At 71.0% G+C, this 15469-nt stretch carries 11 protein-coding genes; 3 read left to right on the forward strand and 8 right to left on the reverse strand.

The genetic code is table 11. The annotated features are described in order from the left end of the window. Positions 1–3 precede the first annotated feature (3 nt). A complete protein-coding gene (locus tag ACWEQG_RS31945; protein WP_452290425.1) occupies positions 4–1944 on the forward strand; it encodes a non-ribosomal peptide synthetase in 1941 nt (646 codons plus the stop codon). Continuing rightward, the gene (locus tag ACWEQG_RS31950; protein ID WP_452290427.1) at positions 1941–5051 is read left to right on the forward strand and encodes an amino acid adenylation domain-containing protein; all 3111 of its coding nucleotides are present in this window, start codon (positions 1941–1943) and stop codon (positions 5049–5051) included. Before ACWEQG_RS31945 ends, ACWEQG_RS31950 begins: the two co-directional genes overlap by 4 nt. Before the next feature lie 91 nt (positions 5052–5142). Here ACWEQG_RS31950 and ACWEQG_RS31955 read toward each other — a convergent pair whose 3' ends face one another. After that, complete coding sequence (locus ACWEQG_RS31955; RefSeq protein WP_452290429.1) at positions 5143–6054, reverse strand: SDR family oxidoreductase; 912 nt, start codon at positions 6052–6054, stop codon at positions 5143–5145. 123 nt (positions 6055–6177) lie between these two features. Between ACWEQG_RS31955 and ACWEQG_RS31960 the strand changes: the two genes are divergently transcribed. Then, positions 6178–6768: a TetR family transcriptional regulator gene (locus ACWEQG_RS31960; protein WP_452290431.1), complete on the forward strand. Its 591-nt coding sequence runs from the start codon at positions 6178–6180 to the stop codon at positions 6766–6768. Between the two features lie 78 nt (positions 6769–6846). Here the strand turns inward: ACWEQG_RS31960 and ACWEQG_RS31965 are convergent, their stop codons facing one another. From ACWEQG_RS31965 to ACWEQG_RS31995, 7 genes are all read right to left on the reverse strand, one after another. Then, positions 6847–7866 (reverse strand): LacI family DNA-binding transcriptional regulator, encoded by a 1020-nt coding sequence (locus ACWEQG_RS31965; protein WP_346228811.1) that lies wholly within the window; start codon positions 7864–7866, stop codon positions 6847–6849. A 29-nt stretch (positions 7867–7895) separates the two neighbouring features. Next, entirely contained in the window at positions 7896–9287 is a 1392-nt protein-coding gene (locus tag ACWEQG_RS31970) for a GH1 family beta-glucosidase (protein WP_452290616.1), read from the reverse strand. Between the two features lie 41 nt (positions 9288–9328). Beyond that, positions 9329–10219, reverse strand: a complete 891-nt coding sequence (locus tag ACWEQG_RS31975; protein WP_363467712.1) for a carbohydrate ABC transporter permease — start codon at positions 10217–10219, stop codon at positions 9329–9331. Continuing rightward, positions 10216–11190 (reverse strand): carbohydrate ABC transporter permease, encoded by a 975-nt coding sequence (locus ACWEQG_RS31980; RefSeq protein WP_169982394.1) that lies wholly within the window; start codon positions 11188–11190, stop codon positions 10216–10218. The genes ACWEQG_RS31975 and ACWEQG_RS31980 overlap by 4 nt, the downstream gene beginning before the upstream one ends. Before the next feature lie 84 nt (positions 11191–11274). After that, the gene (locus ACWEQG_RS31985) at positions 11275–12624 is read right to left on the reverse strand and encodes an ABC transporter substrate-binding protein (protein ID WP_452290433.1); all 1350 of its coding nucleotides are present in this window, start codon (positions 12622–12624) and stop codon (positions 11275–11277) included. Positions 12625–12980: 356 nt separating this feature from the next. Further along, positions 12981–14492, reverse strand: a complete 1512-nt coding sequence (locus tag ACWEQG_RS31990; RefSeq protein WP_452290435.1) for a sulfatase family protein — start codon at positions 14490–14492, stop codon at positions 12981–12983. Positions 14493–14594: 102 nt separating this feature from the next. Beyond that, the gene (locus ACWEQG_RS31995; protein WP_363467706.1) at positions 14595–15413 is read right to left on the reverse strand and encodes an aldo/keto reductase; all 819 of its coding nucleotides are present in this window, start codon (positions 15411–15413) and stop codon (positions 14595–14597) included. Between the last annotated feature and the right edge of the window lie 56 nt (positions 15414–15469).

Below are 15469 nucleotides of genomic sequence, written 5' to 3' on the forward strand. Positions count from 1 at the left end.
GAAGTGAGTGACGCGGTGAGCGGCCCGACGGCGCCTCCGGGTGCCGGGCGGCCGGGGACGGGTACGGACGCCGCGACGGCGCTCGCGCTGATCCGCCGGTGGCGTGACACGAGCCCCGACGCGGTCGCGGTGAGCGGCGCCGGAGGTCTGCTGACCTACCGGGAGCTGATCGACAGGGTCGACCGGCTCGCGGCGCTGCTGCGCGCCCGCGGCGTCGGCCCGGAGGTGCCGGTGGGGCTGTGCCTGGAGCGCTGCCCCGGCATGGTCGTCGCCCTGCTCGCCGTGTGGCGGGCCGGCGGCGCCTACGTGCCGCTCGACCCGGGCTTCCCGGAGGACCGGCTCCGGTACATGCGGGAGGACGCGGGCATCCGGCTGGTCCTGGCCGGCCAGGGCGTCGAGTCCCGGCTGCTCGACGGTGTGCAGGACGTCGTCGAGCTGGCGTGGGACGGCGTTCCCGTCTCCGGCTGGGCGCCCGCCGACGCGCCGGCCGACGGCCCGGTGGGGGACCTGGCCTACCTCATGTACACCTCCGGCTCCACCGGCAGGCCCAAGGGGGTCGCCGTGCCGCACGGCGCGGTGGTCCACCTGCTGGAGTCCTTCGCCTCCCTGCTGGAGCTCACCCCGCGCGACGCCTGGCTGGCGGTCACCACGCTGTCGTTCGACATCTCGGTGCTCGAACTCCTCCTGCCGCCGGCCTGCGGGGCGCGGGTCGTGGTCGCCTCCGGGCACGAGACCGCGGACGGCCGCGCCCTGCGGACGCGCGCCGTGACCGAGGCCGTCACGATCATGCAGGCGACCCCGGCGAGCTGGCGCATCCTGCTCGAATCCGGCGGCGTGCCCGAGAACATCGCGACCCGGCTGTGCGGGGGTGAGGCACTGCCCCGCGACCTCGCCGACGCTCTCCTCGGCGACGGCGCCCGGCTCTGGAACGTGTACGGCCCGACCGAGACGACGGTCTGGTCGACGGCCGGGCGGGTGGCCCGGATGGACGAGAACGGGGCGCCTGCCCCGATCGACCTGGGCGAGCCCATCGGCGACACGACGGTGCACATCCTCGGCCCCGACGGGCGTCCGGTGCCGGCCGGCGAGGCCGGCGAGCTGCACATCGGCGGCGCCGGCCTGGCCAGGGGCTACCGCGGCATGCCGGGCCAGACGGCCGCCAGGTTCCTGCCCGACCCGTTCTCCGGGACGCCGGGGGCCCGCCTGTACGCCACGGGCGACCTGGCGATGATCGAGGACGGCAGGCTCCGCTACCTGGGCCGGGCCGACCAGCAGGTGAAGGTGCGCGGCTTCCGCATCGAGCTCGGCGAGATCGAGAGCGTGCTGCGCGCCGCGCCCGAGGTGGCCGACGCCGCCGTCGGCGTCTGCGACGGCCCCGACGGGCTGCCGCGCCTGGTGGCCTACGTCGTGAGCGCTGCCGGGGAGCCCGAAGGGGCCGACCTGTGGCCGTCCCTGCGGGACCGGCTGCGCATCAGCGTGCCCGAGTACATGGTGCCCGCGCATCTCGTGGTGCTGGACGCCCTGCCGCTCACCCCCAACGGCAAGCTCGACCGCAAGGCCCTGCCGGTGCCCGAGTGGACCCGGGCCCGCAGCAGGCCGTACCGGCCTCCGGCCACGCCGCTGGAGGAGGACCTCGCGGCGATGTGGGGCGAGGTGCTGGGCATCGCGGAGCCGGTGGGCGTCGACGACGACTTCTTCGAGCTGGGCGGGCACTCGTTGACCGCCACCCAGATCATCGCCAGGATCCAGGCGCGCTTCGCGATCAACGTGCCGATCGTGGTGCTGTTCGAGAACCCCACGGTGGCCGGCCTGGCGGCGGCGATGGACCGGCTCGACGACGACGACCTGGACCTCGCCGACATCGCCGCGCTCCGCGACGAGCTCGACGGCCTCAGCGCCGAGGACCTGGCGGCCGTGCTCGACGAGATGGCGTCGGAATCATGAGGGCGCCCCTGTCGCCCGGCCAGGAACGGCTGTGGCTCCTGCAGAGGCTGAACCCCCGCGACGCCTCGTACACCATGTACCTCGTCCACCGGCTGCGCGGGCCCCTCGATCCGGACGCCCTCGACGGGGCGTTCGCCGACCTCGCGGCCCGGCACGAGGGCCTGCGCACCCGGTTCGAGGAGGAGGACGGCGTCCCCTGGGCGGTCGCCGAGCCGGCGGGGACGCCGGGAACCCTCCCGCCGGTCGAACGGATCCAGGCGGGCGACGAGGAGCACGCCCGGCGGCTCGTCGCCGAGCGGGTGAACGCGCCGTTCGACCTCGCGCACGGCGTGCCACTGCGCGTCGCCGTCATCGCGATCGGGCCGCTGGACCACGTCCTGTGCGTCACGATGCACCACATCATCGGCGACGGCTGGTCGCTGGGCATCCTGCTGGACGACCTGGCGGAGTGCTACACCGCGCGCCTGCAGGACCGCGCGCCGAACCTGGCGCCGCTGCCGGTGCGGCCGTCCGACTACGCCCGCTGGCAGCGCCGCCGCGCCGAGCGCGCGGTGCCGTACTGGCAGGAGCGGCTGGCCGATCCGCCGCCGCCCGACCTGCCGTGCGGCATCGGCGGTGAGGGCTCCGGAGGCGCCGGCGACGAGGATCGGGCGGCGTACCAGATCGTCCGGACCGGCCGGGAGGTCGCCGACGAGCTGGACCGCCTCGCCCGCGAGCACAGGACCACGCTGTTCACCGTGCTCATGACGGCCTACCAGGTGCTCCTGCACCGGCACACCGGCCACACCGACGTCCTCGTCGGGACGGCCGTCGCCGGACGTGACCGGGTCGAGCTGGAGGCGATGATCGGCTACCTGTCGCAGACCGTCGTGCTGCGCGGCGACCTGGACGGGAACCCGTCGTTCGTCGAACTGCTGGGGCGTACCAGGCAGGAGGCGCTGACGGCGATGAGCCGGCCTTCGGTGCCGTTCGAGCGGGTCGGGCACCCCGTCGAGGCGCTGATGCCGACCATGTTCATCCTGCACACGCAGGTCTCCGGCCCCACCCGGCCCTTCGGCGACCTGTCCGTCGGCGCCTTCCCGCACGGATATCGCCAGGTCAAGCTCGGCCTGTACGTCGAGGCGTGGCTGGAGGACGGCGAGATCGCCATATCGTTCGGCCACGACGGGTCCAGCGGCTCCCCGCACGAGGCGGAGGCCGTCCGCCGGCTCGCCGACCGCTTCCTGCGCCTGCTCGAGTCGGTCGTGGCCGAGCCGCAGCGCCGGATCTCCGAGCTGCGCGTGTGGACCGCCGACGACGAGGCCGACATCCGGTCCATGGCCGGGGACGGCGCCGAAACCCCCGGACCGGGGGTCCCCGAGATGGTCGCGGAGGCCGTCCGGCGCACGCCCGGCGCCGTCGCGGTGGTCTGCGGGGAGACCGAGGTCACCTACGCGGAACTGGACCGGCGTGCGGCACGGCTCGCCGCGGCGCTGCGGGCGCGGGGCGTGCGCCCCGGCGACGTGGTCGGCGTCTGCCTGCCCCGTTCGGTCGAGGCGATCACCGCCCTGCTCGCGGTCTGGCGGGCGGGCGCGGCCTATCTGCCGTTCGAGCCGGACGAGCCGGAGGAGAGGCTGACCTTCGCGCTCGCGGACGCCGGGGCGACGCATGTGATCACGGAGCGGGCGCTGCCCGCCGGGTTCACCGCCGTCGACCCGCTGGCCGATGCGGACGGGACGGCCTCCGGCGGCCCGGAGGAGACGCACCCGGGCGACGTGGCCTACGTGATCTTCACCTCCGGCTCCACCGGGCGGCCCAAGGGCGTCGCCGTGGAGCACCGCGCCATCGCGTCCCGGATCCGGTGGATGCGCGAGGAGTACGGCCTGGCGCCCGGCGATCACGTCGTCCAGTTCGCGTCGCTGAGCTTCGACACCCACCTCGAAGAGGTCTTCCCCACGCTCGCCGCGGGGGCGACCCTGGTGCTGCTGCCCGGCGGGGCGGCGACGCTGCCCGACCTGCTGGCCTCTCCTGGCGGGGAACGGGTCACGGTGCTCGACCTGCCCACCGCGTACTGGCACCACCTGGTCGAGGAGATCGACCAGATCGCCTGGCCGCCCGGGCTCCGTCTGGTCGTCATCGGCGGCGAGCAGGCGTCCGGCGGCGCGGTGGCGCGCTGGCGCGGCCGGTTCGGCGACGGTGTCCGCCTGGTGAACACCTACGGCCCGACCGAGGCCGCGGTCATCGCGACCGCGGCCGATCTCGGCGCGACGCCGTACGGCAGGCCGCCCATCGGCCTGCCCATCGGCGCGACGACGGTCCACCTGCTCGACGCCGCCGGGGCGCCGGTGCCGAAGGGCGCGATCGGCGAGCTGGTCATCGGCGGCGCCGGGGTGGCACGCGGCTACCTGCGCCGCCCGGCGCTCACGGCCGCGGCCTTCGTCCCCGACCCGCTGGGACCGCCGGGATCGCGCAGGTACCGCACCGGGGACCGGGCACGCTGGAACCACGACGGCGCGCTGGAGTTCCTCGGACGGATCGACGGGCAGCTCAAGGTCCGCGGCTTCCGGATCGAGCCGGGCGAGGTCGAGGCGCGGCTGCTCGACCATCCGGGCGTCGGCCAGGCGTTCGTGACGGTCCACGCCGAGGAACTGGTCGCGTACGTGACCGGAACCGCGACGGGGGAGGAGCTCGCCGCGCACCTCGCGCGGACCCTGCCGCGCCACCTCGTCCCCACCGCGTGGGTCGTGCTCGACTCCCTGCCGCTGACCAGCCGCGGCAAGGTGGACCGTGCGGCGTTGCCCGCGCCGGTCCGGGCGCCGTCGGCCGGGCACGTCCCGCCGGAATCGGACGCGGAGCTCCTGGTGGCCGAGATCTGGGCGGAACTGCTCGGCGTCGCCTCCATCGGCGTGCACGACGACTTCTTCACCCTGGGCGGGCACTCGCTGCTCGCGACGAGGATCGCGGCCAGGCTGCGCCGGGCGACCGGGGTGGAGGTCCCGGTGCGGACGATCTTCGAGCGGCGCACCGTGGCCGAGCTGGCGGTCGCGCTGGAGGATCTGCTGGTGGCCGAGCTGGAGGACATGTCGGAGGAGGAGGCCGAGCGCCTGCTCTCGTCCGCCGACCACTGACCGCGAGGCGGGCGCCCTGTGTCGCCGGGGCGTCCGCCCTGTGTTGCCGGGGCGTCCGCCTCGTGCCGTCGACCAAGGCGGCATCGGCGGGTCAGGAGGTCGGCGTGACCAGATAATCGCCGTGCTCCAGATCCTCCAGCAGTGTCGGGTGACTGGGCGACCAGCCGAGCAGTTCCCGGGTGTACGAGCTGGAGACGGGCCCGTCGACGCCGTAGGCGATGGCCATGAACGGGCTCACGAAGTGCGTCGCGGCCTCCTCGGGGGTCAGCGAGACCGTGGGCAGATCCAGGCCGCGGGCGATCGTCTCCGCGATGCTCTTCAGGGTGACGCCGCTTTCGGCCACTCCGTGCAGCACGCTGCCGGCGGGTGCCTTCTCCAGTGCCAGACGGAACAGGACCGCCGCGTCGAGCCGGTGCACCGCGGGCCACCGGTTGGCGCCGTCTCCGACGTAGGCCGAGACGCCGGTCTTCCGCGCGGTGGTGATGAGCATGGGGATGAAACCGTGGTCGTCGGGACCGTGGACGGTGGGAGCGAGACGGACCACGCTCGCCCGCACTCCCCGGGCGGCGAAACCCAGACACGCTCGTTCACCCGCGATGCGGAAGGCGGCGATCCCGGCCGCGTCGGGCTCGTCCTTCTCGGTGGTCTCCCGGCCGGCGGGCATGACCAGGGTGCCGGAGGTGACGACGAGCGGCTTGCCCGAGTGTTCCAGCGGCCGGCCGAGCGTCTCGATCGCGGTCCGGTCGCGTCTCATCATGTCGTCGAGGTCGGAGAAGTCGCCGCCGTAGGCCATGTGCAGGACCCCGTCGGCCGCTTCGGCGCCCGTCCGCAGACTGTCGAGGTCGTCCAGGGAACCGCGGTGCGGCGTGGCCCCCAGCGACTCCAGCCGGGCGGCGGCGGCATCCGAGCGCGCGAGACCGGTGACGGTGTGGCCGGCCGCGATGAGCTCGGCGACGACTGCGGGGCCGGTCTGGCCGGAACCACCGGTGACAAAGACGTGCATGTGACACTCTCCCGAATAACGCCAGTAACTGGCACTAAGGTAATGCCAGTCGCTGACCTTACGTAGTGCCAGTCACTGACGTCAAGTAGCGCCACCAACTGGCGTACGCGGTATTCTCGGCGGGTGCCACGAAGCGGAGCGGAAGCGCGCCGCCGCCTTCAGCAGGCGGCCCTGGAGCTGTATCGGGATCGCGGGTTCGACCAGACCACCACGGCCGAGATCGCCGCCCGCGCCGGTGTCAACGAACGCACGTTCTTCCGGCACTTCCCGGACAAGCGCGAGGTGCTCTTCGACGGCGAGTCCGACCTGCGCGCCGCGCTTACGCGGGCGGTGGCCGAAGCGCCCGAGGGTCTCGGGCCGCTCGAAACACTGCTGCGCGCCTTCCGGAAGGTCGAGCACATCCTCGAGGGCAATCGCCCGTTCGCCGAACCACGGCTACAGGTCATCGCGGTGACACCGGCGCTGCGTGAACGCGACCTGGCCAAGACCGCGTCGCTCACCGAAGCCGTGGCGGAGGCACTGCGGCAGCGTGGTGTCGGCGACCGGCTGGCCGGCCTGGCCGCTCGGACCGGCTGGGCCGCCTTTCACCAGGCGGTCCAGGCCTGGATCGACGACCCCTCACAGAGCTTGGACGCCCATCTCCTCGAAGCCTTCGACGACCTGCGCGCCCTCTCCGCGGCCGCCCCACCGGCGCCGGCACGGCCCGGAGACTGACACCGCCCCTGGCCGGAATGCCGTGAGACCGCCGCGCACCCTCGGGTGCGCGGCGGTCTCGGCGTATGCGTGGCCTCGTCAGGCGGAGGCGCGGATCACCAGGTGGGTGTCGAGGATGACGACCGGCTGCTCCAGCGGCTCGCCGTTTATCCGGGCGATCAGGAGCTGGACCATCTGCCGGCCCATGGCCTCGGTCGGCTGGTGCACGCTCGTCAGCTGCGGATCGGTGTGCAGCGCGACTTTGGAATCCTCGAAACCGATCACCGCGACGTCGTCGGGCACCACCATGCCCTGTTCCTTCAGCACGCGCAGCGCCCCGAGCGCCATCGGATCGGAGGCCGTGAACACGGCGTCCAGATCGGGGTGGCGGGCGAGCAGTTCGCGCATGGCGGCCGATCCGCTCTCCTCGGAGAAGTCGCCGTACGACACGCGCTCGCTCATGCCGGTGGCGAGCAGCGCGTCGCGGTATCCGGCGAGACGGTCGACACCCACGCCCATGTCCTGCGGACCGGCGATGGTGGCGATCTTCGTCCGGCCCTTGGAGAGCAGGTACTTGACCGCCTGCCGGGCGCCGGCCCGGTTGTCCATGTCGACGAAGCTGTAGGGGTTGAGTCCGACCGGACGGCCACCGAGCACGGTCGGCACGCCCATCTCCTCCAGCCGCCCCGGCAGCGGGTCGGCGCCGTGCACCGAGGTGAGCAGCACGCCGTCGACGTGCTGTCCGGTCAGGTAGTGCTCCAGCCGGTCGTGCTCGGCACGGTTCTGCGCCATCGTGAGGATGAGCTGAAGGCCGGTCTCCGACAGCGCCGAGCCGATGCCGCGGATCAGCCCGGCGAAGTACGGCTCGTCGAAGACGCGCTGCTCCGACTCCGACACCACCAGCGCGATGGTGTCCGTCCGGTTGGTCACGAGGGTGCGCGCCGCCCGGTTGGGCACGTAACCGAGCTCCTGGATCGCCAGTAACACCGCGTCGCGGGCCCGGTCGCTCACCTTGGGCGAGCCGTTGATGACCCGCGACACGGTGCCGCGGCCGACTCCGGCGCGCGCGGCGACCGCTTCCAGAGTCGGCCGGCCTCCGGAACGGCGGTCCCCGTTCATTTATACTGCCCCCTTATCGCGTTCTGCGCTTATTGTGCCCGACTCAGCAGTCCGCCGTGTCTGATGGTGTCGGCATACCACAAAGCGCTCGATTTCATGGTGCGGGCCTGGGTCTCGTAGTCGACGTAGACGAGACCGAAACGCTTGCCGTACCCCCACGCCCACTCGAAGTTGTCCATGAGCGACCAGGCGAAGTAGCCCTGGAGCGGGATGCCCGACTCGATGGCCGCGTGGCAGATCCGCAGGTGGGCGTCGATGTAGGCGACCCGCTCGGGGTCGTGCACGGTGCCGTCCTCGCCGAGCGTGTCGTCGTAGGCCGCGCCGTTCTCCGAGATGTAGAGCGGGACGCGCGGGTACTCGTCGGCGATGCGCCGCAGCATCTCGTACAGGCCGCTGTCGTCGACCTCCCAGCCCATCGAGGTGACCGGGCGGCCGCCGTTGACGAAGCCGACGTGCTCGCTGCCGATCCACGGCGAGCCGGAGTCCGTCGGCGCGGCGGCGGCCGAGGCGGCGCCGCCCGGCGCGCCCGACACGGTGAAGCGGCTGTAGTAGTTGATCAGCAGCATGTCGAGCGGCGCGGAGATCGTGGCCAGGTCGCCGTCCTGGATGAACTCCATGTCGGACAGGTGGCTGAGGTCGGCCAGCACGTCCTCGGGGTAGGCGCCCTTGAGCAGCGCGTCCAGGAAGAACCGGTTCTGCAGCCCGTCGATGCGGCGGGCGGCGTCCTGGTCGGCCTCGCTGCCCGTGGCGGGCGTGACAGGGTAGACGTTGACGCATCCGCCGATCTGCGAGTCGGCGTTCTGCGCCCGCATCGCCTGGACCGCCAGGCCGTGCGCGAGGTTGAGGTGGTGCGCGGCGCGCAGCGCGGCGGCAGGCTCGCGCCGGCCCGGGGCGTGCTCGCCGGAGGCGTAGCCGAGGAACGCCGAGCACCAGGGCTCGTTCACCGTGCTCCAGTGCCTGACCCGGTCGCCGAGCTCGGCGTGCACGGTCGCGGCGAAGTCGGCGAAGCGCTTCGACGTGTCGCGCGAAGGCCACCCGCCGGCGTCTTCCAGGGCCTGGGGGAGGTCCCAGTGGTAGAGCGTCAGCCACGGGTCGATGCCGTAGCTGAGCAGCTCGTCCACGAGCCTCTTGTAGAAGTCGAGGCCCTTGGCGTTGTACGCGCCCGAGCCGTCGGGCTGGATCCGCGGCCAGGAGACGGAGAACCGGTAGGCGGTGAGGCCGAGGTCCGCCATGAGCTTGACGTCATCGCGGTACCGGTTGAAGTGGTCGATCGCGGTGTCGGCGTTGTCGCCGCCCACGATCCGCCCGTCCTGGCTGCAGAAGGTGTCCCAGATGGAGCGGCCCCGCCCGTCCGCGGTGAGCGCGCCCTCGATCTGGTACGCGGAGGTGGCGGCGCCCCAGACGAACCCGGTGGGGAACATCAGGCTGGGGGCTTCTGCCTCGGGTCGTGTGTCTTGCGTTGTCACGCCTTGACCGCACCTTCCATGAGTCCGCCGATGATCTGTCGGCCGAACGCGATGAAAACGACGATGAGCGGGAGGATCGACATGAGTGTGCCGCTGAAGATCAGCACGTAGTCCGTCCCGTACTTCGCGTTGAGCGAGTTGATGGCGACCTGGACCGTCGGGTTGTCCGGCGTCAGCACGATCAGCGGCCACATGAAGTCGTTCCAGATCAGCATGAACGTGTTGATGCCCAGCACTCCCATGCCCGGCCGTACGGCGGGCAGGACGACGTTCCACCAGATCCGCAGGGTGGAGGCGCCGTCGACGCGGGCGGCCTCGATCAGCTCGTTGGGCACCGCCTGCTGGGTGTACTGCGTCATGAGGAAGACGCCGAAGCCGTTGAGCAGGAAGGGCAGGATCACGGCCTTGATCGAGCCGACCCATTCGAGGCTGACCATGAGGCGGTAGAGGGGGACGATGCCCATCTGCTGAAGCGGGACCATCATCGTCAGCAGCACCAGCAGCAGCAGCACCTTGCCGCCCTTGAACTGCAGCCGGGCGAACGCGAAGCCGGCGAACGTCGAGATCAGCACCACCGAGATCGTCACCGTGCAGGCGATGATCAGCGAGTTGGTGAGACCGGTCAGGTAGTGCGCGTCGGGGTTGGACAGCACGCGCTGGACGTTCTCCCCGAGCTTGCCGCCGGGCAGGAACGGCGGCGGCATGTCGGTCGCCTCGGTGTTGGTCCGCGAGGCGATGACGATCATGTAATACAGCGGGAACGCCGAGATGATGATCGTGACAGCGAGGACGAGCCTCGTCATCGGCGTGGCGGTCCAGAGGCTGGTGGCACCACTCGGCGCCTTGGCGCGGCGCCGCGTGCCGGCGGGTGCGGAGATCGTGGTCACTTGTTGCCCCCGATCCGGCGGATGAGCAGGAAGTTGATGGCCGATCCGATGAGGATGAGCAGGAACAGCAGCCAGGCGGCCGCGGAGGCGTAGCCGTAGTCGAACTCGCGGAAGCCCTGCTCGAAGATGAACATCGAGACGGTCTGGAACTGGCTCGTCGTGCCGCCGTGGACGTTGCCGTTGTAGAACGTGGTCGGCTCGGCGAACAGCGTGAGACCGCCGATGGTCGAGTTGAGCACGACGAAGATCATCGTCGGCCGGAGCATCGGAACGGTGATCTGCCAGAACTGGCGCCGCCGGGACGCGCCGTCGATCGAGGCCGCCTCGTAGAGGTCCTTGGGGATCGTCTGCATGCCGGCCAGGAAGATGATCGCGTTGTAGCCGGTCCAGCGCCAGTCGACCATGGTGGCGATGGCGAGCCAGGAGGGGAGACGCTCGGCCTTCCAGTCGATGGGGTCGGCCCCGAACCAGCCGAGCACCCAGTTGACCACGCCCCAGTCGCGGCCGTACAGCTGGGTGAAGACGACCGCCACCGCGACGACCGAGGTCACGAGGGGGAGCAGGACGCCCAGCCGGACGAACAGCTGGAACTTCATCCGCTTGTTCAGCGCGTTGGCCAGCAGCAGCGCCAGCAGGATCTGCGGGACCGTCGCGATGAGGAACATCGCGAGGGTGTTGACGACCGCCCTCCAGAAGGCGGCGTCGTCGAGCAGGGCGGTGAAGTTGCCGAGGCCCGTCCACTCGACCGTGCCGGTGAGGTCGTAGTCGAAGAACGAGTAGTAGAGGGTGAAGGCGAGCGGGAAGAGCCCGAAGATCAGGAAGAGGATGTAGTACGGGGAGACCAGGAGGTACGGCGCGGCCTTGAGGTCCAGCCAGGTCAGGAAGGACCGGCCCGGTCTCGGCCGGACGTGCCTCCGGTTGGGCGGCATCGGTGCCCGGGTGGGTTGCCCGGCGTCGACGTGCAGGCTCATGAGTTACCTTTCGGGTGAAAGCAGGCGACCGGCCCGCCGGCGGGGTGCCGCTGCGGCGGGCCGGTGCTCACCTGGCGGGCAGGGTCAGCCCGCGGCCTTCACGGCGTCGTCGACGAGCTTCTTCCAGCCGTTCGCGTACGGCACGGAGCCGTCGTCGATGGCGGAGACGACCGACTCGATCGCGTTCTTGACCTGCGCGTGCTTCACGCCGAGGAAGACCGGCTGGAGCGCGGAGGCCGACTTGGCGAAGATCTCACCGACCGGGGCGTCGTTGAAGTACTCGTTCTTCGCGCCCTGGACGGCCGGGTCCTGCTGGGCCTGGACGTTGCTCGGCATGTTGCCGGCGAAGTTGAAGACGCTGACCTCGGCCTCCTTACCGGTCAGGTAGTCGAGGACCTGCGCCGCCTCCTTGGGGTGCTTCGACTGCTTCGGCACGGCGAGCCAGGAGCCGCCCCAGTTGCCGCCGCCGCCGGGCACCGCCGCGACGTCCCACTTGCCCTTGAAGTCCGGTCCGGCGCCGCCGTCGCCGCTGACCGCGCCGAGCATCCACGACGGGCAGCCGAGGGTGGCGAACTGCGACTTCTTCATGCCGGTGTTCCACTCGGGCGTGAAGTTGCGCAGCTTGGCCGTGAGGCCCTCCTGGCTGATCTTCTGGGCGAAGTCGTAGGCCGTCTTGACCGCCGGGTTCTTGTCGACGATCAGGTTGTTGTCCTTGTCGAAGTAGGAGACGTTGCCGTTCTTGGCGGCCTCCTGCACCAGGACCACGTTGTAGAGCGTGTTGGTGCCGTCGACGAACTTGGTGTCCTTGACCTTGTCCTGGAACTTCTTGCCCACGGCGACGAAGTCGTCCCAGGTGGGCCAGAGCTTGCTGACCTCCTCGCGGTCGCCGGGCAGGCCGGCCTTCTCGAACAGGTCACGGCGGTAGCACAGGCTCATGCCGCCGACGTCGGTGCCGAGGCCGAACAGCTTGCCGTCGGCGGTGACGCCGTTCTCCCACTTCCAGGCGGCGAAGTCGGCCTTGCGGTTCTGCAGACCGAACTCGCCCAGGTCGGCCCACCACTCGGGGTGCGCCTTGGCGAGACCCATGCCGCCCTCGTCGATGCCGACGACGTCGCCGGCGCCCGCGCCGGACTGCAGCCACTGGATCATCTGGGGCCAGTAGACCTGCTCGAACTGGTCGGTCAGGTTGTCGTACTTGATCTGGATGTCCTTGTGCTCGGCGTTCCACTTGTCGACGGCTTCCTTGTAGCCGAAGTTCTTGCCGCCGCCGAACGTCTGGAGCGTGATGGTGACGGGGCCGGCCGCCTGCGTGGCCCCGCCGCCGGACGCGGTGTCCGTCCCCTTGTCGTCGGACTGGCAGGCGGTGGCGCCGAGAGCCAGCGCCGCCACCGCGGCGACCGCGAGCAGCCTGCCGCGGCGCGAGTTGCTAATCATCCGGACCCCTCTCAGGTGGTATCCCGAAGTCGTTCATGGGAGGTGCATCCCAGGCCGGTCCCCGATCTCACGGCCCGCGATCAGAGGTTGTGCTCGTGGTGAGCACCGTGTTGGTGAACACGTTGGGAGCGCTCCCACGAAGGGTCCTCTATGAGCAACGCGGGCGTCAATATGCCGAAACCTAACTGTTACTCCCTGGGTGGTTAGAGCCGCTCAACTGGACATAGTAGGACATACCACGCTTGGGAGCGCTCCCATCCCGATATGGGCAGAAATGATTAGCGGGCACCCCGAATCCGCCGGGGTGCCCTGTCCTATTGCCCTGCGTCAGCTCATCCGCCAGCTCATCCGTCAGCTCATCCGGCACCGCTCGGAGCCGTCCCCAGAGACACGCCGCCGCCAACGGACACGCCGGCGCCCACAGCGCCCGCGCTGTCCGCCAGCCGGCAGCCGGGTCCGGAGCAGGCGCGCAGCAGCGTCAGCCGGGCCGAGAGAGCGGCGGTCAGGCCGGGACCGGCCGAGGCCGCGAGGTTGCGCGTCTCCGCCGGGTCGTCCCACAGGTCGTAGAGCTGCCGCTCCCCGGTCTCGTACTCCACGTACGCGTACCGTCCGGTCCGCAGCACGGCGTACGTAGGAGGCGAGTGCGGCGAGTAGGAGGGGTGGTAGAACTCCACGAGCACGGCGTCGCGCCAGGCGACGTCGTGCCCCCGCAGGAGCGGTACCAGCGAGCGGCCCTCGGCCGTGGGCGGCACCGCGGCCCCGCCCAGCTCGGCGAACGTGGGCGCGAGGTCGACCGTCGACGCGAGCGCGTCGGCGACGCCCCCGGCCGGCACGCCCGGCCCGCGCACCACCATCGGCACCCGGATGTCCTCCTCGAACGGCGTCGTCTTGCCCGGCCGCAACCGGTGCTGGCCGAGGTGGAAGCCGTTGTCGGAGGTGAAGAAGATGTAGGTGTCGTCCAGTTCGCCGGCCCGGGTCAGCGCGTCGACAAGCGCGCCGACCATGTCGTCCACCCCGAGCATCGCGCGCAGCCGGTCGCGGTGGACGCGGTCGATCCTGCGTGTGTCGGCGGCCGACAGCGGCGTGCGCCCGCTGAGCCAGCGGGGCTCGGCGGACAGGTCCTCCTGGTCGAACGAGGGGGTTCGCGGCGCCCGCTCGTCGGCGAAGGCGCCGGAGTGGCGCGGCGCGTGGTGCGCGGGCAGGTGCGGCGCGACCGGGGCGAGGTAGAGGAAGAACGGGGCGTCCCCCCGGGTGGTGGAATCGGTGGCGAACGCGGCGGCCTTGGCGCTCAGCACGTCCTCCAGGTAGTCCTCCGGAGCGTCGCCGTACCGCCGGAGCACGCCGTTCTCGTTGAGCGTGTAGCCGTACTCCTGGTACAGGCGGGTGACGGGGACGTGCCACTCGTCCCAGCCCGGCGGCACGTACGTGCGTGGCGCACCCTCGGGATAGTTGTTGAGATACTTGCCCATCAGCGCGGTGCGGTAGCCCGCGTCGTGCATCCACGTCCCGAGGGTGGACGCCTCCAGCGGCCGGAACTTCGGGAACCCGCCGGTCGGCGACCTGTTGCTCTCCACCTGGTGGCTGTGCATGTACTGCGATCGGAGGATGGACGAGCGCGAGGGGCAGCACCAGGGATTGGTCACGAAGAAGCGGGACAGTGTGGTGCCCTGGCGCACCAGGAGGTCGGTGATGTTGGGGAACCGGCTCAGATCCCCGGCGTCCAGGTCGTCGGTGAGGATCAGCACGATATTGGGCCGATGGGCCGCGGGGGCGGGCTCGACGCGGGCGGCCCCGGTGAGCCCGAGGCACAGCAGGAGTGCCGCGGCGAGCCCGGCCCACAGCTTTCTCGATCGTCGTGGTTGGGGCACGGCAGCAATCATTGCCACGCGTCGGCCAGGGGAAACGTACGCAGCGTGACCGCGTGACCGCTCGGCGTCCGCTATGGGGGGAACTGCGGCGAATGCCGCCGGTCAGCCGAAGACCACCGGGTCGGGCCCGAGGCGGCGGCCCTCGTCGAGGCCGTTGATCGTCGCCATGTCCTCGGGGCCCAGCTCGAAGTCGAAGACCTCGATGTTCTCCTTGATGCGCGACGGCGTCACCGACTTCGGGATCGCGATGTTGCCGAGCTGGATGTGCCAGCGCAGCACCACCTGGGCGGGCGTCTTGTCATACTTCGCGCCGATCTCGGCCAGGGCGGGCAGGTCGAGCAGCCCCTTGCCCTGCCCGAGCGGGCTCCACGCCTCGGTGGCGATGCCGCGGTGCGCGTGGAAGCCGCGCAGCTCCCGCTGGGCGAGCTGCGGGTGCAGCTCGATCTGGTTCACCGCCGGGATCACCTCGGTCTCGGCGAGCAGGAGCTCCAGGTTGGCGACGGTGAAGTTCGACACGCCGATCGCCGCCACGCGCTTGTCGACGTACAGCATCTCCAGGGCCTTCCACGTCTCGACGTACTTGCCCTGCCGGGGAGCCGGCCAGTGGATCAGGTACAGGTCGAGGGTCTCCAGGCCGAGGCGCCGCATGCCGGCGTCGAAGGCGCGCATCGTCTTGTCGTAGCCGTGATCGTCGTTCCAGAGCTTGGTGGTGACGAACAGCTCCTCGCGGGGGATGCCGGAGGCGCGCAGGGCGCGGCCGACACCCTTCTCGTTGCGATACAACTTCGCGGTGTCGATGCTGCGGTACCCGTACTCCAGGGCCGTCGTCACGGCCTTCTCGGCCTCGTCGTCGGCGACCTGCCACACGCCGAAGCCGAGCTGGGGCATCCGCACGTTGTTGTTCAAAGTGATGACGTTCATGCCTTCCATGCTGCCGTAACGCGTCGCGAAGATCCCTTCCAGGTCTGTTCACCGGG

Source organism: Microbispora sp. NPDC004025 (assembly GCF_053604425.1).

Bases quoted from the DNA above. Each gene is read 5' to 3' on its own strand.
- ACWEQG_RS31950 (WP_452290427.1), top strand. From the start codon at position 1,941: ATGAGGGCGCCCCTGTCGCCCGGCCAGGAACGGCTGTGGCTCCTGCAG.
- ACWEQG_RS31955 (WP_452290429.1), bottom strand. From the start codon at position 6,054: ATGCACGTCTTTGTCACCGGTGGTTCCGGCCAGACCGGCCCCGCAGTC.
- ACWEQG_RS31965 (WP_346228811.1), bottom strand. From the start codon at position 7,866: ATGAACGGGGACCGCCGTTCCGGAGGCCGGCCGACTCTGGAAGCGGTC.
- ACWEQG_RS31970 (WP_452290616.1), bottom strand. From the start codon at position 9,287: ATGTTCCCCACCGGGTTCGTCTGGGGCGCCGCCACCTCCGCGTACCAG.
- ACWEQG_RS31980 (WP_169982394.1), bottom strand. From the start codon at position 11,190: ATGAGCCTGCACGTCGACGCCGGGCAACCCACCCGGGCACCGATGCCG.
- ACWEQG_RS31985 (WP_452290433.1), bottom strand. From the start codon at position 12,624: ATGATTAGCAACTCGCGCCGCGGCAGGCTGCTCGCGGTCGCCGCGGTG.
- ACWEQG_RS31995 (WP_363467706.1), bottom strand. From the start codon at position 15,413: ATGAACGTCATCACTTTGAACAACAACGTGCGGATGCCCCAGCTCGGC.